20 protein-coding genes are annotated in these 23,006 nt (G+C 71.2%); 12 read left to right on the plus strand and 8 right to left on the minus strand.

Annotated elements, in window-relative coordinates:
• Positions 1-49 precede the first annotated feature (49 nt).
• From ACFY5A_RS06785 to ACFY5A_RS06830, 10 genes are all read left to right on the plus strand, one after another.
• Positions 50-2,917, plus strand: a complete 2,868-nt coding sequence (locus ACFY5A_RS06785) for an AAA family ATPase (protein ID WP_387232582.1) — start codon at positions 50-52, stop codon at positions 2,915-2,917.
• Between the two features lie 111 nt (positions 2,918-3,028).
• Entirely contained in the window at positions 3,029-4,303 is a 1,275-nt protein-coding gene (locus tag ACFY5A_RS06790) for a right-handed parallel beta-helix repeat-containing protein (protein ID WP_387232585.1), read from the plus strand.
• Positions 4,304-4,308: 5 nt separating this feature from the next.
• Entirely contained in the window at positions 4,309-4,956 is a 648-nt protein-coding gene (locus ACFY5A_RS06795; RefSeq protein ID WP_387232588.1) for a hypothetical protein, read from the plus strand.
• Entirely contained in the window at positions 4,949-6,025 is a 1,077-nt protein-coding gene (locus ACFY5A_RS06800) for a Dyp-type peroxidase (RefSeq protein WP_341940573.1), read from the plus strand. Before ACFY5A_RS06795 ends, ACFY5A_RS06800 begins: the two co-directional genes overlap by 8 nt.
• A gap of 108 nt (positions 6,026-6,133) precedes the next feature.
• Positions 6,134-6,337 (plus strand): cold-shock protein, encoded by a 204-nt coding sequence (locus ACFY5A_RS06805; protein ID WP_017831237.1) that lies wholly within the window; start codon positions 6,134-6,136, stop codon positions 6,335-6,337.
• Positions 6,338-6,505: 168 nt separating this feature from the next.
• On the plus strand, positions 6,506-7,549 hold the full coding sequence (locus tag ACFY5A_RS06810) for an iron-siderophore ABC transporter substrate-binding protein (RefSeq protein ID WP_341940571.1): 1,044 nt from the start codon (positions 6,506-6,508) through the stop codon (positions 7,547-7,549).
• A 32-nt stretch (positions 7,550-7,581) separates the two neighbouring features.
• Positions 7,582-8,637, plus strand: coding sequence for an iron ABC transporter permease (locus tag ACFY5A_RS06815; protein WP_341940570.1), 1,056 nt, complete (start codon positions 7,582-7,584; stop codon positions 8,635-8,637).
• On the plus strand, positions 8,634-9,695 hold the full coding sequence (locus ACFY5A_RS06820) for an iron chelate uptake ABC transporter family permease subunit (RefSeq protein WP_223587272.1): 1,062 nt from the start codon (positions 8,634-8,636) through the stop codon (positions 9,693-9,695). The genes ACFY5A_RS06815 and ACFY5A_RS06820 overlap by 4 nt, the downstream gene beginning before the upstream one ends.
• The gene (locus ACFY5A_RS06825) at positions 9,692-10,492 is read left to right on the plus strand and encodes an ABC transporter ATP-binding protein (protein WP_341940569.1); all 801 of its coding nucleotides are present in this window, start codon (positions 9,692-9,694) and stop codon (positions 10,490-10,492) included. Before ACFY5A_RS06820 ends, ACFY5A_RS06825 begins: the two co-directional genes overlap by 4 nt.
• Complete coding sequence (locus ACFY5A_RS06830; RefSeq protein WP_386948812.1) at positions 10,482-11,447, plus strand: siderophore-interacting protein; 966 nt, start codon at positions 10,482-10,484, stop codon at positions 11,445-11,447. Before ACFY5A_RS06825 ends, ACFY5A_RS06830 begins: the two co-directional genes overlap by 11 nt.
• A 108-nt stretch (positions 11,448-11,555) precedes the next feature.
• Here the strand turns inward: ACFY5A_RS06830 and ACFY5A_RS06835 are convergent, their stop codons facing one another.
• On the minus strand, positions 11,556-12,398 hold the full coding sequence (locus tag ACFY5A_RS06835; protein WP_223587271.1) for an alpha/beta fold hydrolase: 843 nt from the start codon (positions 12,396-12,398) through the stop codon (positions 11,556-11,558).
• 94 nt (positions 12,399-12,492) lie between these two features.
• Between ACFY5A_RS06835 and ACFY5A_RS06840 the strand changes: the two genes are divergently transcribed.
• Together ACFY5A_RS06840 and ACFY5A_RS06845 are read left to right on the plus strand one after the other, a co-directional pair.
• Positions 12,493-13,053: a TetR/AcrR family transcriptional regulator gene (locus ACFY5A_RS06840; RefSeq protein WP_387232594.1), complete on the plus strand. Its 561-nt coding sequence runs from the start codon at positions 12,493-12,495 to the stop codon at positions 13,051-13,053.
• A 45-nt stretch (positions 13,054-13,098) separates the two neighbouring features.
• Positions 13,099-13,677 (plus strand): VanZ family protein, encoded by a 579-nt coding sequence (locus ACFY5A_RS06845; RefSeq protein ID WP_341940566.1) that lies wholly within the window; start codon positions 13,099-13,101, stop codon positions 13,675-13,677.
• Positions 13,678-13,865: 188 nt separating this feature from the next.
• Here the strand turns inward: ACFY5A_RS06845 and ACFY5A_RS06850 are convergent, their stop codons facing one another.
• The 7 genes from ACFY5A_RS06850 to ACFY5A_RS06880 form a co-directional block, all read right to left on the minus strand.
• On the minus strand, positions 13,866-14,537 hold the full coding sequence (locus tag ACFY5A_RS06850; RefSeq protein WP_105673172.1) for a response regulator: 672 nt from the start codon (positions 14,535-14,537) through the stop codon (positions 13,866-13,868).
• Positions 14,534-17,056, minus strand: a complete 2,523-nt coding sequence (locus ACFY5A_RS06855; RefSeq protein ID WP_387235903.1) for an ATP-binding protein — start codon at positions 17,054-17,056, stop codon at positions 14,534-14,536. Before ACFY5A_RS06855 ends, ACFY5A_RS06850 begins: the two co-directional genes overlap by 4 nt.
• Before the next feature lie 26 nt (positions 17,057-17,082).
• Entirely contained in the window at positions 17,083-17,685 is a 603-nt protein-coding gene (gene kdpC / locus ACFY5A_RS06860; RefSeq protein WP_387232598.1) for a K(+)-transporting ATPase subunit C, read from the minus strand.
• A 12-nt stretch (positions 17,686-17,697) separates the two neighbouring features.
• Entirely contained in the window at positions 17,698-19,836 is a 2,139-nt protein-coding gene (gene kdpB, locus ACFY5A_RS06865; RefSeq protein ID WP_387232601.1) for a potassium-transporting ATPase subunit KdpB, read from the minus strand.
• Between the two features lies 1 nt (position 19,837).
• Positions 19,838-21,517 carry a potassium-transporting ATPase subunit KdpA gene (gene kdpA, locus ACFY5A_RS06870; protein ID WP_341940563.1) on the minus strand — a complete coding sequence of 560 codons (1,680 nt, stop codon included), beginning with the start codon at positions 21,515-21,517 and terminating at the stop codon, positions 19,838-19,840.
• A complete protein-coding gene (locus tag ACFY5A_RS06875; protein WP_105673176.1) occupies positions 21,517-21,606 on the minus strand; it encodes a potassium-transporting ATPase subunit F in 90 nt (29 codons plus the stop codon). The genes kdpA and ACFY5A_RS06875 overlap by 1 nt, the downstream gene beginning before the upstream one ends.
• Positions 21,607-21,807: 201 nt before the next feature.
• A complete protein-coding gene (locus ACFY5A_RS06880; RefSeq protein ID WP_387232604.1) occupies positions 21,808-22,977 on the minus strand; it encodes an MFS transporter in 1,170 nt (389 codons plus the stop codon).
• Between the last annotated feature and the right edge of the window lie 29 nt (positions 22,978-23,006).

Genomic DNA, 23,006 nt, shown 5'->3' on the forward strand with positions numbered 1-23,006 from the left:
TCTGCCGACAGCAGCCCCGGATGTCCGACGGGAGTGGCACGATGAGTCCATGCCCCCTCTCGCTCCGAGCGCTCCGATGGTCGGCCGCGACGCCGATCTCGCGCACGTGCGCCTGCTCTTCGAGCGCGCGAGCGGCGGGGTGCCGACCGCCCTCCTCGTCGAGGGCGAGGCGGGCATCGGCAAGTCCCGGCTGCTGCGCGAGTTCGCCGACGAGATCGAGAACCGGGCCGACATCCACGTCGGCTGGTGCCTCGATCTCGGCGCCGCGCGCTCGCCGTACGGTCCGCTCACCGGCATCCTGCGCTCGATCGTGCAGACGGTCGGCGTCGAGCGGGTGCGCGAGGTCGTCGGGGCCGGCGCCGACGCGCTGGGCATGCTGCTGCCCGAGCTCGCCTCCACGTCCGACGACAGGGCGAGCACGAGCCCCGAACGGCTGCGCGACGCGATCGCGAGCCTCATCGAGTGCGCGTCCGAACGCGCTCCGCAGGTTCTCGTCGTCGAAGACCTGCACTGGGCCGACGAATCCACCCTCGCGATCCTCTCCTTCCTGCTGCGCGCCCTCGGGCGGGGGCGCATCCTCCTTCTGCTGACCTGCCGCTCCGACGACGTGCGCCGCGGCGACGCGGTGAGCCGCTTCATCGGCGAGGCCACCAGGGCGCGCCTCCTCGAGCGCGTGTCCCTGGAGCGCCTCGACATCGACGCCGTGCGGGAGATCGCCGAGCAGATCACCGGCCATGCCCTGAGCGCGCCGGCTCTCGACCGCATCCAGGAGCGGGCCGAGGGGGTGCCGTTCTTCGTGGAGGAGATCGCCGGATGCTCGAAGGGCCCTCTCCCCGACGGGCTGCGCGATCTCCTGCTCGCGAGGTTCGACCGCCTCTCCGACGACGCCCGCCGCGTGGTCCAGGTGGCGTCCGGCGCCGAGCGTCCGCTGTCCCATCCGCTGCTGGTCGAGCTCGCCACCGTGCCCGACGACCGGCTCGACGAGGCCGTGCGGGAGGCGACGCGCAGCGGCATCCTCGTGGTCGCAGACGACGACTACCGCTTCCGCCACGCGCTGCTGCGAGAGGCCGTGCACGACGACCTCCTCCCCGGTGAGCGCGCGCGGCTGCATCGGGCGTACGCCGAGACGCTGGAGGCGCAGTGCGACGGCAGCGACAGCGCCGATGCCGCGGCCCTCGCGTACCATTGGCAGCTCGCGCAAGACGACCGAAGGGCGCTGATCGCCGCCGTCGACGCCATGCGCCATGCGAAGGCCCGGTTCGCCTTCGCGAGTGCGGCGCGGTTCGGCGAGCTGGCGCTCGGCCTGTGGGCGCAGGTTCCGGATGCCGCGGAGGCCGCGCACATCGAACGGCTCGACCTGCTGCTGGTGCTGGGGTCGATCCTGCGCAACGCCGGAGACGGCGAACGCGCGCTCGCCGTCGTGAACGTGGCTCTCGGCGAGCTCGATCCGGCCGCCGTCGATCCTCGTCTGCACGCGCGGCTGCTGCGCGACAAGGCGTACTACACGATGAACCTCGGGCGGCCAGGGGCGATCGCGCTGCTGCACGAATCCCTGGCGGTGCTCGACGGGAGGGTCGACGACGACCGTCTGCGTGCGACGATCCTCAACAACCTCGCGAGCAGGTACATGATCGCCGGAGACCTCGACCGCGGGTACGCGCTCGGCGTCGAGGCCGGGGAGTTCGCGGCCCGCGCGGGGTCCGACGACGAGGCCTCGATCGCCGCGAACGTGCGGGCGGCCTCCTCGGCCCACGGCGGAGACCTCGACGTCGGCGCCCGCGAGTACGAGCTCGCCCGCACCCTCGCCAAAGGCTCGACCGCCGAGCTGCGCTACCGCGTGAACTACTCCGACCTGCTGACGCTGCTCGGCCGGTACCGCGAGGCCGTCGCGCTCGCAGAAGAGGGGCTGGCGCGGTCGCGCACCTTCGGCGTCGAGCGCACCTCCGGCTCGGTGATGACGCAGAACATGGCCGTGCCGCTGCTCGAGCTCGGCGAGATCGAGCGCGTGGAGGAGATGCTCCGCCGCGAGCTCTCGCAGAACACGCTGCGGGTGTTCCGCATGTACACCACGATGACGCGCGTGCGGGTGCTGTCGTGGCGCGGGCGGCACGAGGAGGCCGCCGAGCTGCTGAACGAGTCGTTGTCCGCGTTCCAGGAGACGGGGACCGTCGAGCGGCAGATCTGGTACGACATCACCGTCATGACGGTCGCGGTCGCCGAGAGCAGGGGCGATCTCCCCGGCGCGCTCGATGCGATCCTCGCGATGCTCCGCGACGACGGGCCCGTGCTGCTGCACCAGCGGCGTCTCATGCTGCAGTCGGGGTGGATCATCGCCGAGCTGCGGGCCCAGGGCGTCGACGTGACCGCCGCCGTCGCCGCCGTGCGCGCGGCCTGGGATGCGCAGGGCGAGCAGCTCAGGGGCGACTCCTGGTCGGCTCTCCTCGACGCGCTGCTCGCGCCGAGCACGTCCGGTCTCCGCGCGGCGATCGCACTCGCCGACGGCGACGACGTGCCGGTCGTGTTCCGCGCGGTCACCCGACTCGCGCTCGCGCGCCTGCTCGTCTCCGCGGGCGACCGCGTCGAAGCCGCCTCCCTTCTGGGCAGGGCGGCCGAGATCGCCGAGGGGCTCGGTCACGTGCAGCTGCAGTCCGCCGTCGCGGCCTTCGCGGCGGCCGCGGGGCTCGGCACGAGTGCGGCGTCGGATGCCGATGCGCTGACCGCGCGAGAGCACCAGGTGCTCGACCTGATCGCCGAGGGACTCAGCAACAGGCAGATCGGCGAGCGGCTCTTCATCAGCGTCAAGACGGTGAGCGTGCACGTGTCGGCGGTGCTGCGCAAGCTCGGCGTGAGCACGCGCACGGAGGCGGCCGTGGTGGCTCAGCGCTCACTCGCCGCGGGTGATCTCGTCAGCCGCTGACGTCGGGCCGGCGCGAGTTCCCGATCAGCGCGCAAGCTCTGTGACCCCTTTCGGGGGTCACAGGCCGGTGTGGCGCCCGAGGCGTCGCGTCCTCGCCGGTAGCGTGCTCACGTGAAGAGAGTCGCCCCCGTCCTGGTGGCAGTGCTCCTGGCTGCGGCATCCCTCGTCGGCTGCGCGGCCGGAGCGTCCCCCGATCTCCAGGAGAAGAAGGACGTCGTGCGCGTCCCGCAGGACGCGTCGCTGACGGATGCCGGCGCGCTCGTCGCCGATGGCGGCATCATCCTGATCGCCCCCGGCACTTACACCGAGAGCCTGGACGTGCGCGGCGACGACGTGACCGTGCGGGGCGAGGATCGCAACGCGGTGGTCCTCGACGGCGAGCTCACCCGCAGCAACGGCGTCGTCGGCACGGGGGAGCGGATCACGGTCGAGAACCTCACCGTCCGCAACTTCCTGCAGAACGGCGTTCTCATCACGGGTGTCACCGACGAGAACGGCGCCGGCATCGCGCGGGGCCCCGACGGCTACCTCCCCGATCAGAGCCCGCCGCCGGTGCCCGGCTATCTGGTGCAGCGGGTCACGGCGAACAACAACGGCCTGTACGGCATCTACGCCTTCAACCGCACCGACGGGGTGATCCGCGACAACCTCGCCAGCGGCGGCTCGGACTCGGGCATCTATGTGGGTCAGTGCGAGCAGTGCGCAGCGCTCGTGCAGGACAACGTCATCACGATGAACGCCGCGGGGCTCGAGCTCGCCAACGCATCGGGCGTCGTCATCACGGGCAACAGGATCGTGCGCAACCGCATCGGCATCAGCGTGCTCAGCAACTACCTCGAGGCGCACGGGCCGACCGCGGGCGTGCAGATCGTCGGCAACGTGATCGCCGACAACAACGAGGCGCGGACGCCGGAGCAGGCGGGCGGCGCGTTCGGCGTCGGCGTCGGACTGGGCGGGACGGTGGATGCCGTCGTCACGGCGAACCTCATCACGGGGCACAGCGCGGCCGGGGTGTGGGTGACGTCGTCGGAGGACTTCGCCCCCACCGGCACCTCTCTCGCGGGTGACGTCTTCGCGGGGAACGCTCTCGACGTCGCCTTCGCGCCGAACGAGCGGGCCGCGGGCTCGGACAACTGCTTCACCCTGGACGCCTCTGCGACGACCGTTCCCGCGGGGCTGAGCGGATGCGCGACGGCGCCGGGCTCGTTCACGCAGGCGCCGGGGCCGGCGGGCATCATGTTCTCGAAGGTCGCCCTGCCGCCTCAGCGCCCCGGACTCGACGACGTCGACGACACGCCCCGCACGCTGCCGCGCACGGTCGAGATGCCCGATCTCAGCGCCGTGTCGGTGCCGTCGGCCGATCTTCTGGCGGAGTCGGGGTCGTGAGGCGGATGCTCGCCGCCGTCGCGGCGGTCGCGGCATCCGTGCTGCTCCTGACCGGGTGCCAGGCCGGGTTGTCTGACGAGGGTGAGCCGCTGACGGTCGCACAGTCGGAGCTGCTCGCGCAGACGCGGTTCCAGGTCGCCAGCAGAGGCGATGTCGTGCTGCACATCACCATGCTCGCGGATGACGACGTGGATCACCGCGAGTACGAGGTCACCCTCGATCCGGTGGGCCACGCCGCGTGGGGCGCCATGCTCCGCGGGCCCTCGTCACTGGCCGTGGAGGAGACCGTGGCGTTCTCGCCCACGGCGTTCCTGCGGCAGGTCGACGGACAGTGGCAGACCGAGGCCGCCCCCGACCCCGCGCTGTCGGTGGTCTTCGCGCTCGCCGCCGACCGGCCGGAGAACGCGCAGCTGCTGCGGCAGTCCGATGCGCGTCACCTCGGCGAGGTCGAGGTGGACGGTGAGCAGCAGCAGGTGTTCCGGCTGCCGAGCGTCGACGGCGGGGGCGACGCGGTGACGAGGCTCTGGCTCGACGGCGACGGACGGCTGCGCCGGATGGATGCCGGAGACGACGAGCGCCTCGTGATCCTCCTCACCGACGACGCGCCGCTTCCGCGACCGGCCGGGCTGGAGCTCGGGGACGCGGATGGCTGACGAGGGAACGGGGCCCACCCGCCGCGGGTTCTTCGTCGGGGCCGCCGTCGCCGCAGGGACCGCGGTCGCCGCGGGCGCGACCGGCTGGCTGCTGCGCGGGGTCGACGGAGACGCATCGACCGCGGAGGGAGCCCCGACGGCATCCGCATCGCCGGCGCCGCACGCCGACCGGCGCCCCGGCATCACCTTCCCCGACGTGCCGCAGCGGCACCTCGCGCTGCGCGTCCTCGCGCTCGACGGGGTGGAGTCGGCCGCTCTCCCCGCGCTGGTCGCCGCCGCGTCGCGCGTCGAGTCCCCGCCGGATGCCGGCGAGGTGACGGTGACCGTGGGCTACGCCCCGGTGCACGCGCTGACGCTGTGGCCGGAGCGCGCCGCCGCGGCATCCGACCTCCCCGCGTTCGCGCACGACGATCCCGCCATCGTGACGGGAGGAGACCTCGCGGTGCAGGTGTGCGCCGAGACGGCATCCGGAGCGCGGGATGCCGCGGACGCGGTGGTCGCGGCTCTCAGCGCGAGGATCGTGTGGCAGCAGGCGGGCTACCGCGACGCCCCGACCCCGCACGGCACGGCGCGGACCTCGACCGGCTTCATCGACGGGATCGTCAACCCGCGCACCGCAGAGCTGCGCGAGGCCGGGGTCTGGACGGATGCCGCCCACCACGACACGCACCTGGTGGTCCGTCGCATGCTCATCTCCGCGTCGTTCACCGCGCAGCCCGTGGCTGCGCAGGAGCAGGCCGTCGGGCGCTCGCGCGACACCGGCGCCCCGCTGTCGGGCGGCGGCCCCGACGACGAGGTCGACCTGTTCGCGAAGACCGCGGACGGGAGGCTGCTCACCCCGGCGGCGAGCCACGCGCGCCGTGCGCACCCGTCGCACATCGGACGCCCGTTGATGCTGCGCCGCAGCTACAGCTTCGACCCGCCGAGCGGGGCGGGTCTGGTGTTCATCGCCTTCCTGTCCGACCCGCAGACCTTCGTGATGACGCAGCGCCGGATGGATGAGATGGACGACCTGATGGCGGCCACGACCACGGACGCCTCGGGCTGCTTCTTCGTCCCGGGGGAATGAACGAGCAGACTGTCAGCCGGGCGTGGTACGGTGACGGAGCGCGCGCGGTGGATGTTCCGCCGCGGCGCAGACTGCGAAAGCGGTCATTTCAACAGAAAGTAGAAACACATGGCCACTGGCACTGTGAAATGGTTCAACGCGGAGAAGGGCTTCGGCTTCATCGCTCCTGATGACGGCTCGGACGACCTCTTCGCCCACTACTCGGCTATCGCCGGCTCCGGTTTCAAGGAGCTCCGCGAGAACCAGAAGGTCGAATTCGACGCTGAGCGTGGCCCCAAGGGCATGCAGGCGGCGAACATCCGCGCTCTCTGAGCGCGCGCTGACTTCCTGAACCGGCCGGACCCTCACGGGTCCGGCCGGTTTCTGCGTTACGGGAGAGTTAGGGTGACCTAAACGTTTGTGTTAGGTTAGGCCAGGCTTACCAAAGCCTTCCGGCGCGAACAGCGCCACGCCCCCTCACCCGAACCGAAGGGAACGCCTGTGCGCACCTCCCGTCTCCTCGCCCTCGGCGCAGCCGCCGCGCTCGCCCTGAGCCTCACCGCCTGCGCGGGGTCCACCACTTCCGGAGGTGCGCCCACGTCTTCCGCCGACTCCTCAGGGGTCGTCGCCGACGGCACGTTCCCCGTGACCATCGCCCACGCCTACGGCGAGACCACGATCGAGAAGCAGCCCGAGCGGGTCGCCACGGTCGCCTGGTCGAACCAGGAGGTCCCGCTCGCCCTCGGCATCGTGCCCGTCGGCATGGCCAAGGTGACCTGGGGCGACGATGACGGCGACGGCGTGCTGCCCTGGGTCGAGGACAAGCTCGACGAGCTCGGCGCCGACACCCCCGTGCTGTTCGACGAGACCGACGGCATCGACTACGAGGCCGTCGCCGACACCAAGCCCGACGTGATCCTCGCCGCCTACTCCGGTCTGACGCAGGAGCAGTACGACACGCTCTCCAAGATCGCGCCCGTCGTCGCCTACCCCGACGTCGCGTGGGGCACCTCGATCGACGACATGATCCGTCTCGACGCGAAGGCCATCGGCCTCTCCACGTCGGGCGAGAAGCTGATCGGCGATCTGAAGGCCGAGGCGGATGCCGCGCTCGAGGCGCACAGCGTGCTCAAAGACAAGAAGCTGCTGTTCTCCTACATCGACGCGTCCGACCTCAGCCAGATCGGCTTCTACAACGCCGTCGACACGCGCCCCGGCTACCTGCACGACAACCTCGGACTGCCGTACCCCTCGATCGTCGAGGAGAGCGCCGACAGCACCGAGTTCTACCAGACGGTGAGCTCGGAGGAGGCGGAGAAGTTCCAGGACGTCGACGTCTTCGTCGTCTACGGCGACGAGTCGATCATCCCCGTGCTCCAGGCCGACCCGCTGCTGTCGAAGATCCCCGCCATCGCCGAGGGGCGCATCGCCGTGCTCGGCGACGCGACGCCGCTCGCGGCATCAGCCAACCCGTCGCCGCTGTCGATCCCGTGGGGTCTCGACGACTACCTCGCCGTGCTGGCGAAGCCGCTCGCCGCGAGCTGACATCGGGTCCGCGTCAGCGGAACAACCTCATCGTGAGCTCCACCATCACCACCGCGACCAGCGGGAGACCGGGCGCCGCAGACCTGCGGCGCCCGGTCGTGGTGCGCACCGCCTGGCTCCTCGCCGGCGTCGCACTCATCGTCGTGCTCGGCATCCTCTCCGTGTCCTTCGGGGTGCGCGAGGTCGGCCTGTCCGACATCCTCGCCGCCCTCTCCGGGCACGATGAGACGATCCCGCAGGCCGCCATCGTCAAGCGCGTCCCGCGCACCGTGCTGGCGATCCTCGTCGGCGCCGCCCTCGCTCTCTCGGGTGCCGCGATGCAGGCCGTGACCCGCAACCCGGTCGCCGACCCCGGCATCCTCGGCGTCACCAACGGCGCCGCTCTCGCGGTGGTCGTGGGCCTCGCGTTCTTCGGCCTCACCGAGCCGTACGGGCAGATGGCGCTCGCCATCGTCGGCGCGGCGGCGGCCGCCGCCTTCGTCTACACGGTCGGCTCCCTCGGCCGCGGCGGAGCGACGCCGCTCAAGCTCGCTCTCGCGGGCGCCGCCACCTCGGCGGCGTTCGCCTCGCTCATCAGCGCGATCATGCTGCCCCGCGTCGATCTGCTCCCGGCGTTCCAGTCCTGGCAGGTCGGCGGCGTCGGCGGCGCCGAATGGCCGCGTATCGCGATCACCGCTCCCGTGCTCGCGGCGGGCGCGCTGATCTGCATCGCCAGCGCGCGGGGCATGAACTCCCTCGCCCTCGGCGACGACATGGCCGCCGGTCTCGGCGAGCACGTGTTCCGCACGCGACTCGTCTCGGCGCTCGGTGCGGTGATCCTCGCGGGCGCGGCGACGGCGATCGCGGGTCCGATCGGTTTCGTCGGCCTCATCGTGCCCCACGCCTGCCGGATGCTCATCGGCACCGACCACCGCTGGCTCCTGCCGTTCTCGGCTCTCACCGGCTCCGCGCTCCTGCTCGCGAGCGATGTCATCGGCCGCGTGATCGCCCCCTCGTCCGAGGAGATCCAGGTCGGCATCATCACCGCCGTCCTCGGCGCCCCCTTCTTCATCTGGATCGTCCGCCGCCAGAAGGTGCGTGAACTGTGACCGCCACCGAGACCGCGGTGCTCGCCGCGACCGACCGCGCCGCCGCCGTGATCGCGGGGCGCCGCTCCCGCCACCGCAGGCATGCGCGCACGACGATCGCGCTGGGCGTCCTGGTGTTCGCGCTGCTGGCCGTCGCGCTCATGGTGGGCAACACCTTCTACGGTCCGAGCGAGGTCGTGCGCGTCATCCTCGGGCAGACGGTCCCCGGCGCCTCCTTCACCGTCGGCGAGCTGCGGCTGCCGCGCTCGGTGCTCGCGGTGCTCGCCGGTTTCGCGTTCGGCATCGCCGGGGTCTGCTTCCAGACCCTCCTGCGCAACCCGCTCGCCTCCCCCGACATCATCGGCATCGCCGACGGTGCGGGAGCCGCTGCGGTCATCGGCATCGTGGTGCTCTCGCTGAGCGGGCCGGCGGTCTCGCTGCTCGCGCTCGGCGGGGCGCTGCTCACCGCCGGGGCGATCTACCTGCTGTCGATCAAGGGCGGCTTCGCGGGCACCCGGCTGATCCTCATCGGGATCGGCGTCGCGGCCATGCTGCAGAGCGTGATCTCCTATCTGCTGTCGCGGGCGGCGCAGTGGGACATCCAGACGGCGATGCAGTGGCTCACGGGCAGCTTGAACAACGCCTCCTGGGAGCGCGTCATCCCTCTCGCGATCGCCTCCGCGGTGATCCTGCCGCTCATGCTCCTGCAGGGCAGGGCGATGGGCGCGATGCAGCTGGGCGACGACTCGGCCGCGGGGCTCGGCGTGCGCGTGACCCCCACGCGTCTGCTGTTCATCCTCGGAGCGGTCGCGCTGCTCGCCTTCGCCACCGCGGCCACGGGGCCGATCGCCTTCGTGGCGTTCATGGCGGGTCCCATCGCCGCCCGCCTCACCGGGCCCGGCGCGAACCTGCTCCTGCCGAGCGCGTTCGTCGGCGCCGTGCTGGTGCTCGGCGGCGACCTGATCGGCCAGTTCGCCTTCGGGGAGCGCTACCCGGTCGGCGTCATCACCGGCGTGCTCGGCGCTCCGTACCTGATCTACCTGCTCATCCGCACCAACCGCTCGGGAGGCTCCCTGTGACCGAGGCGCACACCCTGTCGGCCGAGGCCGTGACCCTCGCCTACGGAGACCGCACCATCATCGACGGGCTCGCTCTGCAGATCGCCCCCGGCAGGATCACCACGATCGTCGGGGCGAACGGATGCGGCAAGTCGACGCTGCTGCGCGCGCTGGCGCGCCTGCTCTCGCCGACCTCGGGGCAGATCGTGCTCGACGGCACGTCCCTGCACGCGCGGCCGACCAAGGAGGTCGCACGGGTCCTCGGGCTGCTGCCGCAGTCGCCCGTCGCTCCGGAGGGGATCGCCGTGGCCGACCTCGTCGGACGCGGCCGGCATCCGCACCAGAGGATGCTGTCGCGCTGGACCGCGCACGACTACGAGGTGGTGGCCGACGCCCTCGCCGCGACCGGAACGACCGAGCTCGCCGACCGCAGCGTCGACGAGCTCTCCGGCGGGCAGCGCCAGCGCGTGTGGATCGCGATGGCTCTCGCGCAGGAGACCGACATCCTGCTGCTCGACGAGCCGACCACCTTCCTCGACGTCGCCCATCAGGTCGAGGTGCTCGATCTGCTCACCGACCTCAGCGTCTCGCGCGGCACCACGATCGTGATGGTGCTGCACGACCTCAACCTCGCCGCCCGCTACGCCGACGAGCTCGTCGCCATGAAGGACGGCCGCGTGCACGCCGTCGGCACCCCGCACGAGGTCGTCACCGCCGAGCTGGTCCGCGAGGTCTTCGGGCTCGCCAACCACGTCACCATCGACCCGGTGTCGGGGACACCGCTCGTCACACCCATCGGGAGGCATCATGTCCGCTGAGACCACCACCGCTGCAGAGACCAAGGCCCGTCCGACCTACGCGCTCGCCCTGACCGAGGTGCGCGCGGTCGACCGGGTGTCGCCGAACTTCGTGCGGATCACCTTCGGCGGCGAGGATCTCGACGAGTTCGGCACGCCCGGCGACGTCTTCGACGCGCGGATCAAGATCATCTTCCCGCCCGCGCCGCATGCGATCCCGGCGATCGACCGCGACTCCGACGACTGGTGGGGCTCCTACCTCGCCGTGCCGGAGGAGGAGCGCGGATCGATGCGCACCTACTCCGTGCGCGAGCTGAGGGTGACGGATGCCGGCACCGAGGTGGTCGTCGACTTCGTGCTGCATCTCGAGCCCGGCCTCACCGGCCCCGCGTCGACCTGGGCGAGCTCCGCCGAGGTCGGCCAGCCGGTGTTCATCGTCGGGCCGCGTCGCGGCATCCCCGCGAGCGTGCACGGCGGGGCGGAGTTCGCGCCGGGCACCGCGAGGTCGGTGCTGCTGGCCGGAGACGAGACCGCGGCGCCGGCGATCGCCCGCATCCTGGAGGACGCCCCGCGCGAGCTCCGCGGCACCGCGTTCATCGAGGTGCCGACGGCATCCGACATCCTCTCGATCGATGCGCCCTCGGGCGTCGAGGTCACCTGGCTGCCCCGGGCCGAGGGCGAGCTGCACGGATCGGCGCTGATGCCCGCGGTGCTCGCCCATCTCGGCGACGCCCCGTCGGCCCTCGAGGTGCAGGACATCGACGGCGAGGATCTCCTGTGGGAGACCCCCGACTACTCCGGCCTCGGCGAGGAGATCGCCGCGGCCGATGCGCCGGCCGACCGCTACTTCTGGATCGCGGGTGAGAGCGGCGTCGTCACCACACTGCGCCGGCACCTGGTGAAGGACCTCGGCGTCGACCGCGGGCAGGTGGCCTTCATGGGCTACTGGCGCCGCGGCGTCGCGATGCGCGGCTGAGCGGTCCTCCTCCGCTCCGGTCGCACACCCGGTCGCCGATCCGCGAAGGACGGGACCGGCTGTGCGACCTGGGGGATGCCGCGACGGGGGCGCCGCCGCGGCATCCGATCACTTCGCGAGGAAGTCCTTCAGAGCGGCGTTGACCTCGTCGGCGTGGGTCCAGAGCAGCCCGTGCGGGGCGCCCTCGACCTCGACGTAGTCGGCGGCGGGCACGGCCTCGTGGAAGCGACGGGCGGTCGCGTCGATGGGGAGGATGTTGTCCTTCGTGCCGTGCAGGATCAGCGTGGGCTTCCCGGCGGCGCGCACGGCGTCGACGTCGCCGCGGAAGTCCTCGATCCACGCCGGGACCACGGCGTAGGCGGCGACGGGGGCGCTGCCGACCGCGACGTTCCAGCTGCCGGTGACGGCCTGCTCGCTGATGCGCGATCCGAGGTTCTCGTCGAGGTTGTAGAAGTTCTTGTAGAAGTCGGTGAACCACGCGAAGCGGTCGCCCTTGGCGGCGGCTTCGATGCCGTCGAAGACCTCCTGCGGGACGCCCTCGGGGTTGTCGTCGCGCTGTACGAGGAAGGGCTCGAGCGAGGCGAGGAAGGCGAGCTTCGCGACGCGGTCGTGGCCGTAGCGCGCCACGTAGCGGGCGAGCTCTCCGGTGCCCATCGAGAAGCCGACGAGCACGACGTCGCGCAGATCGAGGGTCTCGAGGACCGTGTTGAGGTCGGCGGCGAAGGTGTCGTAGTCGTAGCCGGAGTTCACCTTCGAGGACTGGCCGAAGCCGCGGCGGTCGTAGGTGATCACCCGGTAGCCCTGGGCGAGGAGCTCGCGGGTTTGGCGCTCCCAGCTGTGGCCGTCGAGCGGGTAGCCGTGGATCAGCACGACCGGCTGGCCCGCTCCCTGGTCTTCGTAGTACAGCTCGATCGGGGTGCTGTTCTCTTGTCCGACGGTGATGTAACCCATGATCCTGTCCTTTCGATTCGGTGAGAACGATCGTTCTCGCTCGATGTGCTCCAATCTAGAGAACGATCGTTCTCGTGTCAAGTACACTGGGGGAATGACCGAAGACGACGCCAGCGAGCGCATCCTCTCCGCTGCCGAGGAGCTCTACTACCGCAAGGGCTACGCGGCGGTCGGCATGGACGAGCTCCGGGCTGCCGCCGGCGTGTCGCTGCGGCGGCTGTACGCCCTGTTCCCCGCGAAGAACGACATCGTCGCCGCGGTGCTGCAGCGCAAGCACCGCGAATGGGAATCGTCGCTGGCGGCGGCGGTGGCGGATGCGGGCACGGATCCGCGTGCCCGGCTGCTCGCGGTCTACGGCTATCTGGAGGACTGGTTCTGCACCGGCGACTTCCGCGGCTGCGCCTTCATCAACGCGTTCGGCGAGCTCGGCGGCACCAACCCCGAGGTCGCGACGATCGTCCGCGAGCACAAGGCCTCGTTCCAGGCGTACATGGCGGGCCTCGTCGTCGAGGCGGGCGCCCCGGCATCCCTCGCCGCGCAGCTCTCGATCCTCGCCGAGGGCGCCCAGAGCACCGCGGCGATCTCCGCCGATCCGCAGGTCGCCGTGCAGGCACGCGGAGCAGCCGAGGTCCTCATCGACGCCGCGATGGCGTAGCGCCTTCGGAAACCTCACATACGAAGTCAGCTAGCGTTGACGATCGTGCAAGGCGTCTATGAGCAGGTTCAGGTTCCGGTGCTGCCGGTGGTCATCCCCCTCGGCATCGTGATCTTCGGGCTGCTGCTGTGGCGCCTGGTGGCGAAGCGGCTGCTCTCCGTTCCGCGGGCGCTGGTGGCCGCCGCCCTGGCCGTGTACGCCGCCGGCATCGTCGGGAACACGGTCTTCCCGATCTTCGTGAACCCCATCATCGGCCCGGATGACTGGACCCCCGGACTCGCACTCATCCCCTTCGCCGACTACGAGATCGAGGACGCGCTGATCAACGTGGCGGTGTTCGTGCCGCTCGGGATGCTCGTCCCGCTGCTGCTCGCGAAGCCGACGTGGGGGAAGGTGCTCCTGGCGGTGGTCGGCACGAGCCTCGGCATCGAGCTGATCCAGCTGGCTGCGCAGAAGTACTTCGCCGGAGGGCACATCGCCGACGTCAACGACCTGCTCTCCAACGTCGCCGGTGGGATGCTCGGCTACCTGCTGCTGCTCGGCCTGTATCGCGTTCCCGGGCTCTCCGGTTTTATCGAACGCTTCCACTGGGCTCCCGCTGCGGCGCCGGCATCCGCGGCATAGGTTCTCCCCGCCCGGACGCCCTGTCCGGTGCGCCGGGTCCGCCCGGTAGCCGGCGGATCGCTCGAGATCCGGATGCCGTCGACCGAAGCATCCGGATCTCGGTTGACCTTCCGGGTCTGGGGCGCAGAAGAGCGGCCTCAGACGTAGAGAGGCCTCAGACGAGGAGTGGTCTCAGGCGAGAAGGGGCCTCAGAGCACGAGCCGGTAGCCCATCCCGGACTCGGTGAGCAGGTGCTCCGGCGCGCCGGGGGAGGCCTCGAGCTTCTTGCGCAGCTGCGACATGTAGAGCCGCAGGTACCCGGAGTCGGAGACCTGCTCGCTGCCCCAGATCTCCTTCAGCAGGTCCTGCCGCGTGACCAGGGCGCCGGGATGCCGTGACAGGTGCTCCAGCATCCGCCACTCCGTCGGGGTCAGGTGCACCCGCGCACCGGCGCGCGTGACCGTCTTGGTGGCCAGGTCGACGACGACGTCGCCGAAGCCGACGGTCGACTCGCCGCCCGCGGGCACGCTGCGGCGGGAGAGCGCCCGCAGCCGTGCGAGCAGCTCGTCGACCTGGAACGGCTTGGTGACGAAGTCGTCGGCTCCGGCGTCGAGCGCCTCGACCTTGTCGGCCGAGCCGGTGCGCCCGGAGACGACGATGATCGGCACGTTCGTCCAGCCGCGCAGCGCCTGGATCACCTCGATGCCGTCGAGCCGCGGCATCCCGAGGTCGAGCATGATGAGGTCGGGGTGGGTCTGGGCGGCGGCGGCGATGGCCGCGGCCCCGTCGGGGGCGACGACGACCTCGTATCCGTGGGCGGCGAGGGTGATCCGCAGCGCCCGCACCATCTGCGGGTCGTCGTCGGCGATGAGAAGCTTCATTCCGTCTCCGGCTCGGGGAGTCCTGCGGCCAGCGGCAGGGAGATGACCATCGTGAGTCCGCCTCCAGGGGTGTCCTCGGGTGTCAGGCTACCGCCCATGCCCTCGGTGAACCCGCGCGACAGGGCGAGACCGAGGCCGAGGCCGGTCGTGTTGTCCGTGTCGCCGAAGCGCTGGAAGGGCTGGAACATGCGGTCGCGGCGCTCGACGGGCACGCCGTCTCCGCGGTCGATGACCCTGATCTCCGCGCGGTCGCCGAGGGCGCTGGTGGAGATGATCACCCTGGTGTCGTCGGGCGAGTGGCGGCGGGCGTTCGCGAGCACGTTCACGATCACGCGCTGGAGAAGCACGGGGTCGGCGTACAGCGCGGGGAGGTCGGGGTCGAGGGCGAGCTCGACATCTGCCGGCCCCAGGCCCAGCTCGTCGACCGCGGCGAGGACGGTGCCGGCGGCATCCATCCGCGTGGCCGAGACGGCGAGCACCCCCGCCTGCACGCGGCTCACGTCGAGCAGGTCGGTCACGAGGGTCGACAGGGTGGCGAGGCTCTCGTCGGCCGTGGCGAGCAGCTCGTCGCGGTCGGATGCCGACAGCTCGTGCGCCCCGCGGAGCCCGCCGATCGCCGCGACCGCCGAGGCGAGCGGACGGCGCAGATCGTGGCTGACCGCGGAGAGCAGGGCGCTGCGCACCTGATCGGTCTCGACCAGCGCCTCGGCCTCGCGTGCGGTCGCGCGCAGGTCGGTGTGCTCCATCGCCGCCGACAGCTGCGCGACGATGGCGTCGAGCAGTCGCCGCTCGGGGCCGTCGAGCGGAGCGCCGTTGAGTTCGAGGAGGGCCCGAGGCGCCCCGGTGACGGTCAGGCCGACGGGTACGGTCGTCGCCCGGCCGTCGGCCACGGGTTCGCCGTCGCTGGCCAGCAGCTCGCCCTCCGGCGACAGCAGTCGCACGCCGCTCAGTCCGAACGCCTCGCGCGTGCGGCTGACCAGCGCGAGCACGGCGTTGTCTCCGCGGAGCACGTTGCCGGCGACCGCGGCGAGCAGCTCGGCTTCGGCGGCGGCGCGCTGGGCCGTGCGTGCTCGGCGGGCGGCCTGGTCGACGATGAGGCTGACCAGGATCGCGATGACGACATACAGGCTGAGCGCGAGGGCGTGCAGTGGGTGCGCGATCGTGATGGTGAACAGCGGCGCGACGAAGAGGAAGTCCAGCGTGATCCCGGAGAGCACGGCGGCGAACACCGCCGGACGCAGTCCGCCGACGAGCGAGACGACGACCACGAGCAGTTGATAGGCGAGGACCTCGGCGGTGATCGACTCCGGGCTGCGGAAGGTGAACATCACCCAGGAGAGCAGCGGGCCGAAGACGAGGGCGGTGGCGAAGCCCAGGGCCTCTCGGCGCCAGCCGAGCGCTCCGCCCTTGAGTCGGGGCAGCACGACTCTTCCGCCGGCGGCGGCGTGGGTCACGATGTGCACGTCGATGTCGCCGGAGCGGCGGATGATCTCCGAGCCGATGCCCGGTCCCGTGAGGGCGGCGGTGAGGCGGCTGCGCCGGCTGACGCCGATGACCAGCTGCGTGGCGTCCGCCCCCTGCGCGAACTCGACGAGCGTGCCGGGGATGTCGTCGCCGATGATCTGGTGGAAGCTGCCGCCGAGCGACTCGACGAGCGACCGCTGGGCCGCGAGGGCGCCGGGGGTCTCGTCGCGGAGTCCGTCCTGGGCGGTGACGTGCACGGCGAGCAGCTCGCCTCCGGCCGAACGTGCGGCGATGCGTGCGCCGCGGCGCAGCAGGGTCTCGCCCTCGGGGCCGCCGGTGAGCGCGACGACGACGCGCTCGCGGGCCTGCCAGGTGCCCTCGATGCCCTGTTCGGCGCGGTAGGTGCGCAGGGCGCTGTCGACCTCGTCGGCCAGCCACAGCAGCGCGAGCTCGCGCAGCGCCGTGAGGTTGCCGAGCCGGAAGTAGTTCGACAGGGCCGCGTCGATCCGCTCGGCGGGGTAGACGAGGCCAGCGGAGAGCCGATCCCGCAGCGACTGCGGCGCGAGGTCGACGACCTCGATCTCGTCGGCGCCGCGGACCACGGCATCCGGCAGCGTCTCCTGCTGGGTGATGCCCGTGATCTTCTCGACGACCGCGTTGAGCGACTCGATGTGCTGCACGTTGACGGTGGTGATGACGTCGATGCCGGCGTCGAGCAGCGCATCCACGTCCTGCCAGCGCTTCGGATGAGCGGAGCCGGGGATGTTCGTGTGGGCGAGCTCGTCGACGAGGGCGATCTCGGGCGACCTCTCGAGCACCGCCTCCAGGTCGAGCTCGGTGAGCTCGACGCCGCGGTGCACCGCCGTGCGCCGGGGGATCTCGGGGAGGCCGATCGTCTGCGCCAGGGTGGCCGCCCTGCCGTGGGTCTCGACGACCGCGATCACGACGTCGCGGCCCTCCTGCAGCAGGCGCCGCCCCTCGGCGAGCATCTCGAAGGTCTTGCCGACTCCTGGCGCGGCGCCGAGCAGCACGCGAAGACGACCGCGGCGGGGCATCCGCTCGCGGTCCGTCCGCTCTGGCGTCATTCGCTCTCCCGCTCGTCGAGTGCGAGGTTGAGCTCGGCGACGTTGATGCGCTCCTCGCCGAGGAATCCCAGATCCCGCCCTTGAATCCTAGACTCCACGAGGTCCGTGACCTCCTGCTCTGAGAGTCCGCGCGCCGCGGCGACGCGGGGCGCCTGCAGCAGGGCGTAGGCGACGCTGATGTGCGGATCGAGACCGGAGGCGGATGCCGTCACGGCGTCGGCCGGCACCTGCGCCGGATCCACGCCCTCGCGCTCGGCGATGGCCGTCTTGCGCTCCTGGATCGCGGCGACGAGGTCGGGGTTCTCCGGCCCCAGGTTGCTGCCGCTGGACGCGCCCGCGTCGTAGCCGTCGCCGGCGGCCGACGGGCGGGACTGGAAGTACTGCGGCAGGGCGTTGCCCTCGGCATCCGTGAAGGACTGCCCGATCAGGGCGCTGCCCTTGTCGCCGGGGAGCGCGGAGCCGTTCGCCTGCCAGGGCAGCAGCAGCTGGCCGATGCCGGTGACGAGGAGCGTGTAGCCGACGCCGAGGAGGAGGGTGAGGACGAGCATGGCACGGACGGCGACGCCGGTGGTGCGCAGGGCGGTGCGGGTGGAGGACATGGTGTGCGCCTTTCAGAAGCCCGGGATGAGGCTGACGACGAGGTCGATGAGCTTGATGCCGATGAACGGCGCGATGACGCCGCCGAGGCCGTAGATCAGCAGGTTGCGCTGCAGGATCTGCGATGCGCTCGCCGGCCGGTAGGCGACGCCGCGGAGGGCGAGCGGGATGAGGAAGACGATCACGATGGCGTTGAAGATGATCGCGCTGGTCACGGCGGATGCCGGTGAGTGCAGCTGCATCACGTTGAGCGCCGCGAGACCGGGGAACACGCCCATGAACATCGCGGGGATGATCGCGAAGTACTTCGCGATGTCGTTCGCGAGCGAGAACGTCGTGAGCGCGCCGCGCGTGATGAGCAGCTGCTTGCCGATGCGGACGATGTCGATGAGCTTGGTCGGGTCGGAGTCGAGGTCGACCATGTTGCCGGCCTCCTTCGCGGCCGAGGTGCCGGTGTTCATCGCGACGCCCACGTCGGCCTGAGCGAGCGCGGGGGCGTCGTTCGTGCCGTCGCCGGTCATCGCGACCAGGCGTCCGCCCTCCTGCTCTCGGCGGATCAGCTCGAGCTTCTGCTCGGGGGTGGCCTCGGCGAGGAAGTCGTCGACACCGGCCTCCTTCGCGATGGCCGCCGCCGTGAGGGGGTTGTCGCCCGTGATCATGACGGTGCGGATGCCCATGCTGCGCAGCTCGTCGAAGCGCTCGCGGAGTCCGTCCTTGACGATGTCCTTGAGGTGCACGACGCCGAGGATGCGGGCGTCGCCGTCGGCTGCGGTCACGGCGACGACGAGCGGGGTCCCGCCGCTCTGCGCGACGCCGTCGACGAGGCGGGTGAGCTCGGCATCCGCCGTCCCGCCCAGCCATGCGGCGACAGCGGAGCCTGCGCCCTTGCGGATCTGCGTGCCGTCGACGAGGTCGAGCCCCGACATGCGGGTCTGCGCCGTGAACGGCACGACCACGGCGTCCGACGGCTCGGCGACGCGGACGCCTCGCGCCGTCGCCAGCTCGACGATCGACGCGCCCTCCGGGGTGGGGTCGGCGAGGGACGACAGAGCGGCGACCCGCAGCAGTTCATCGGCGTCGACGCCCGGCAGGGGCAGGACCTCGTGCGCACGCCGGTTGCCGTACGTGATGGTGCCGGTCTTGTCGAGCAGCAGCGTCGTCACGTCGCCCGCGGCCTCGACGGCCCGACCGGACATCGCCAGCACGTTGCGCTGCACGAGGCGGTCCATGCCCGCGATGCCGATCGCGGAGAGCAGGGCGCCGATGGTGGTCGGGATGAGGCACACGAGCAGGGCGATCAGCACCGGGATGCTGACGGGAGACGCCGCGTACGACGCGATCGGGTTGAGCGCGAGCACGACGACGACGAACACGATCGACAGGCTCGCGAGCAGGATGTTCAGCGCGATCTCGTTGGGCGTGCGCTGACGGCTCGCCCCCTCGACGAGCGCGATCATGCGGTCGACGAAGGTCTCGCCGGGCTTCGAGGTGATGCGCACGACGATCCGGTCGGACAGCACCCGTGTGCCGCCCGTCACGGCGCTGCGGTCGCCGCCCGATTCGCGGATCACCGGGGCGCTCTCGCCCGTGATCGCCGACTCGTCGACGGTCGCGATGCCCGCGACGATGTCGCCGTCGCCGGGGATCAGCTCGCCCGCCGTGACGATCACGACGTCGTCGCGCTGCAGCTCGGCCGACGACACCTCGACGATCTCGGAGCGCTCGGCCGCGGCATCCGTCGCCTGGTCGTAGTGTGCGACGCGACGGGCCATGGTGCTCGTGCGCGTCTTGCGCAGGCTGGCCGCCTGGGCCTTGCCGCGCCCCTCGGCGACCGACTCGGCGACGTTCGCGAACAGCACCGTGAACCACAGCCAGATCGCGATGCCCCACGTGAAGATCGGGGGCACCGCCGTGCCGCCGGACTCGGCAGGGCCGCCCAGGAACGGCTCGGCGATCGCGAGCACGGTCGTGAACGCGGCGCCGGCCCAGACCAGCAGCATGACGGGGTTGCGCACGAGAGAGGCGGGGTTGAGCTTGCGCAGGGCGCCGGGCAGCGCCTCGACGAGCTGGCCCCAGCTGAACGAGCGCGGCTTCGGGGCGGGAGCGGATGCCGCGGCATCCGTGTGTTCTGCGGGTGTGGTGATGAGCGTCATGTCAGACGAGTCCTTCGGCGAGCGGGCCCAGGGTGAGCACCGGGAAGTAGGTGAGCGCGGTGACGATGACCGCCACGGCGATGAGGAGGCCGACGAACTGCGGCCGGTGGGTGGGCAGGGTGCCGGAGGTCTCCGGCACGTGCTGCTGAGCGGCGAGCGAGCCGGCCAGCGCCAGCACGAGCACGATCGGGAGGAACCGGCCGAGCAGCATCGCGATGCCCAGCGCAGTGTTGAACCACGGGGTGTTCGCGGTGAGCCCCGCGAACGCCGAGCCGTTGTTGTTGGCGGCGGAGGTGAAGGCGTAGAGCACCTCGCTCATGCCGTGCACCCCGGGGTTCCAGATGCTCGTGGCCTCGACGTCCGCCCTGACGGCGGGGATCGCGAAGCTCAGCGCGGTGCCGGCGAGCACCAGGGTCGGCGTGACCAGGATGTACAGGCTGGCGAGCTTGATCTCCCTCGGGCCGATGCGCTTTCCGAGGTACTCCGGCGTGCGGCCGACGAGCAGTCCACCGACGAACACGGCGATGATCGCGAGCACGAGCATCCCGTACAGACCAGAGCCGACGCCGCCGGGGGCGACCTCGCCGAGCATCATGTTGAGCATCGGCATCATGCCGCCGAGCGCCGTGTAGGAGTCGTGCATCGAGTTCACGGCCCCGGTCGAGGTGAGGGTCGATGCGCTGCCGAACAGGGCGGAGCCGAGGATGCCGAAGCGCTGCTCCTTGCCCTCCATCGCCGCTCCGGCGAGCTCCGGGGCGCTGCCGCGACCGGCGAGCTCCAGTGCCGAGAGCGCGAAGGTGGAGACGAGGAAGATCGTGCCCATGACCGCGGCGATCGCGTACCCCTGCCGGTCGTCGCCGACCAGGCGTCCGAACGTGCGGGGGAGTGCGAACGGGATCGCGAGGATGAGCAGGATCTCCAGCAGGTTCGTCCACCCGGTGGGGTTCTCGAAGGGGTGCGCGGAGTTCGCGTTGAAGAAGCCGCCGCCGTTCGTGCCGAGGAGCTTGATGGCCTCCTGCGAGGCGACGGGGCCTCCGGGGATCGTCTGCGCGCCCCCGGACACCATGGTGACGTCGGTGAAGCCGGCGAAGTTCTGGATGACCCCTCCGGCGATCAGGGCCACGGCGCCGATCAGCGCGATCGGGAGCAGGATGCGCCCGAGCCCGCGGATGAGGTCGACCCAGAAGTTGCCGATCGTCGTGGAGCCGCGGCGGGCGAATCCGCGCACGAGTGCGACGGCGACGGCGATGCCGACCGCGGCCGACACGAAGTTCTGCACGGCGAGACCGGCGAGCTGCACGGTGTAGCCCATCGTGGTCTCGGGCGAGTATGACTGCCAGTTCGTGTTGGCGACGAAGGATGCCGCGGTGTTGAACGCGAGTCCCTCCGGCACGGCCGGAAGGCCGAGCGATTCGGGGAGGAACGCCTGGAGCCGCTGCAGGCCGTAGACGAGGAGGAGTCCGACGACCGAGAACGCGAGGACGCCCCGCAGGTAGGCCCGCCACGTCTGCTCCGACGAGGAGTCGACGCCGATCAGGCGGTAGATGCCGCGCTCGACGCGCAGATCCTTGGGGGTGCTGAACACGTGCGCCATGTAGTCGCCCAGCGGGCGGTACAGCAGCACGAGCACCACGATCACGGCGACCGCCTGTGCGACGCCGAACCAGATCTCCCCGCCCATCAGAACTTCTCCGGGGCGACGAGGGCGACCACGAGGTAGACGACGGCGGCCACGGCGAGAGCCGCGGCGGCGATCTCGAAGAAGATCACAGTCGTTCCACCCCCTTGGCCACGAGGGAGACGAGGGCGAACAGCGCGAGAGTCAGCGCGATGTAGATGATGTCGAGCACGAGAGTCGATCAAACTCCTGTGCGAGGGGCGCCGCCGCGATCCTCACGGTTCCCCTACGGCGTCCAGGTCGACGCATGCGGGATGCTCACGGCATCCGCTCTCCGACGCGATACGAGTTCGTCAGGTGCGCCGCCGCCTCGACGGTGTCAGGACGCGGCCGGTCACGGCGACGCCTCCGGCCACCCCTGCGAGCGCGAGGAGGCCGATCGGCACGCTCGCCACGGTGGCGACGGCGCCGACCAGCAGCGGACCTGCAGCATCGCCGACCTCGCGGCCCAGTTCAGCGCTGCCCATCGTGCGCCCCATGTGCTCGGGCGCCGTGGTCGCGGCGAGGTGGGCGAACGCGAGCGGAGTCACGATTCCGAGCATCGCACCGATCAGGACCGATGCGAGGAACAGCGTCACGACGGAAGGGAGGAACGCGATGATCGTGAGAGCGATGACAGCGGCCCCCAGCCCCACGCCGGTGCCGGTGCCGGTTGCGATGGTGCCGCGGTCTCGTGCACTCCCGATGAGAGGCTGCAGCACGGCCGACGCGAGCGCGACGACTGCGACCGCAGCAGCGCCGATGAGGGGGTGGAGACCCATCTGCACGGCGAGCAGGGGGAGGAAGCCGACCGCGACTCCGAGGATCGCGGTGCTTGTGGCGAGCACGGCGGTCGGGATCAGGAAGGACGGATCGCGGAGCTGGCGGCCGAGATCGGCGATCGTGCTCCGCGCCCTCGGAAGCGGTGCGAGCCGCGGCATCCGCATGGCTACGAGGAGGGCTGAGGCGGCAGCGAGAACGGCGAGAACGACGTAAACCGATTCGATCCCCGCGGTGTGAGCCAGCAGGACACCGAGGATCGGGCCGAGCAGGTATCCGGCGCTCTTCCACGAGCCGTATCGGCCGAAGTACCGTCCCAGCAGGTCGTTTCCGGCCAGTCGGGCGACCGCCGAGGACGACGCCGGCGAGAAGGCGGAGGCGGCGGCGCCCTGCCCGAGTCGGACGAGCGCGAGGGCGAGCGGAGTCGTCGTGACGATCGCCACGGTCGAGATGAGCGCGAAGGCGATGAGGCCGCCTATGATCACCGGACGCACCCCGATCCGATCGCTGAGTGCGCCGAAGACCGGCTTCAGGATCACCTCGGCGACGTCGTAGAGAGCAAGGACGAGCCCGAACGCCAGGAGCGATAAGCCGATGTCCTCCGACTCGGAACCGAGCACGGATGCGACGCCGTGGGCGCCGAAGGCGGTGGTGAATCCGGCGAGGTACAGCGGGGCGAGCGAAAGGCGGTTGCTCCTGGTCACGGACGCAACTGTAGGCCCTTCGTGTTGCC

It is taken from the genome of Microbacterium sp. NPDC012755 (assembly GCF_042901325.1).
In the GTDB taxonomy this organism is placed as follows: Bacteria; Actinomycetota; Actinomycetes; order Actinomycetales; family Microbacteriaceae; genus Microbacterium; species Microbacterium natoriense.

What these genes read in the sequence shown, in the direction of transcription:
- ACFY5A_RS06840 (WP_387232594.1), top strand. Translation starts at nt 12,493, where the DNA reads ATGACCGAAGACGACGCCAGCGAGCGCATCCTCTCCGCTGCCGAGGAG.
- ACFY5A_RS06855 (WP_387235903.1), bottom strand. Translation starts at nt 17,056, where the DNA reads ATGCCCCGCCGCGGTCGTCTTCGCGTGCTGCTCGGCGCCGCGCCAGGA.
- ACFY5A_RS06795 (WP_387232588.1), top strand. Translation starts at nt 4,309, where the DNA reads ATGCTCGCCGCCGTCGCGGCGGTCGCGGCATCCGTGCTGCTCCTGACC.
- ACFY5A_RS06830 (WP_386948812.1), top strand. Translation starts at nt 10,482, where the DNA reads ATGTCCGCTGAGACCACCACCGCTGCAGAGACCAAGGCCCGTCCGACC.
- ACFY5A_RS06835 (WP_223587271.1), bottom strand. Translation starts at nt 12,398, where the DNA reads ATGGGTTACATCACCGTCGGACAAGAGAACAGCACCCCGATCGAGCTG.
- ACFY5A_RS06850 (WP_105673172.1), bottom strand. Translation starts at nt 14,537, where the DNA reads ATGAAGCTTCTCATCGCCGACGACGACCCGCAGATGGTGCGGGCGCTG.
- ACFY5A_RS06785 (WP_387232582.1), top strand. Translation starts at nt 50, where the DNA reads ATGCCCCCTCTCGCTCCGAGCGCTCCGATGGTCGGCCGCGACGCCGAT.
- kdpC (WP_387232598.1), bottom strand. Translation starts at nt 17,685, where the DNA reads ATGTCCTCCACCCGCACCGCCCTGCGCACCACCGGCGTCGCCGTCCGT.
- ACFY5A_RS06800 (WP_341940573.1), top strand. Translation starts at nt 4,949, where the DNA reads ATGGCTGACGAGGGAACGGGGCCCACCCGCCGCGGGTTCTTCGTCGGG.
- ACFY5A_RS06805 (WP_017831237.1), top strand. Translation starts at nt 6,134, where the DNA reads ATGGCCACTGGCACTGTGAAATGGTTCAACGCGGAGAAGGGCTTCGGC.
- kdpB (WP_387232601.1), bottom strand. Translation starts at nt 19,836, where the DNA reads ATGACGCTCATCACCACACCCGCAGAACACACGGATGCCGCGGCATCC.
- kdpA (WP_341940563.1), bottom strand. Translation starts at nt 21,517, where the DNA reads ATGGGCGGGGAGATCTGGTTCGGCGTCGCACAGGCGGTCGCCGTGATC.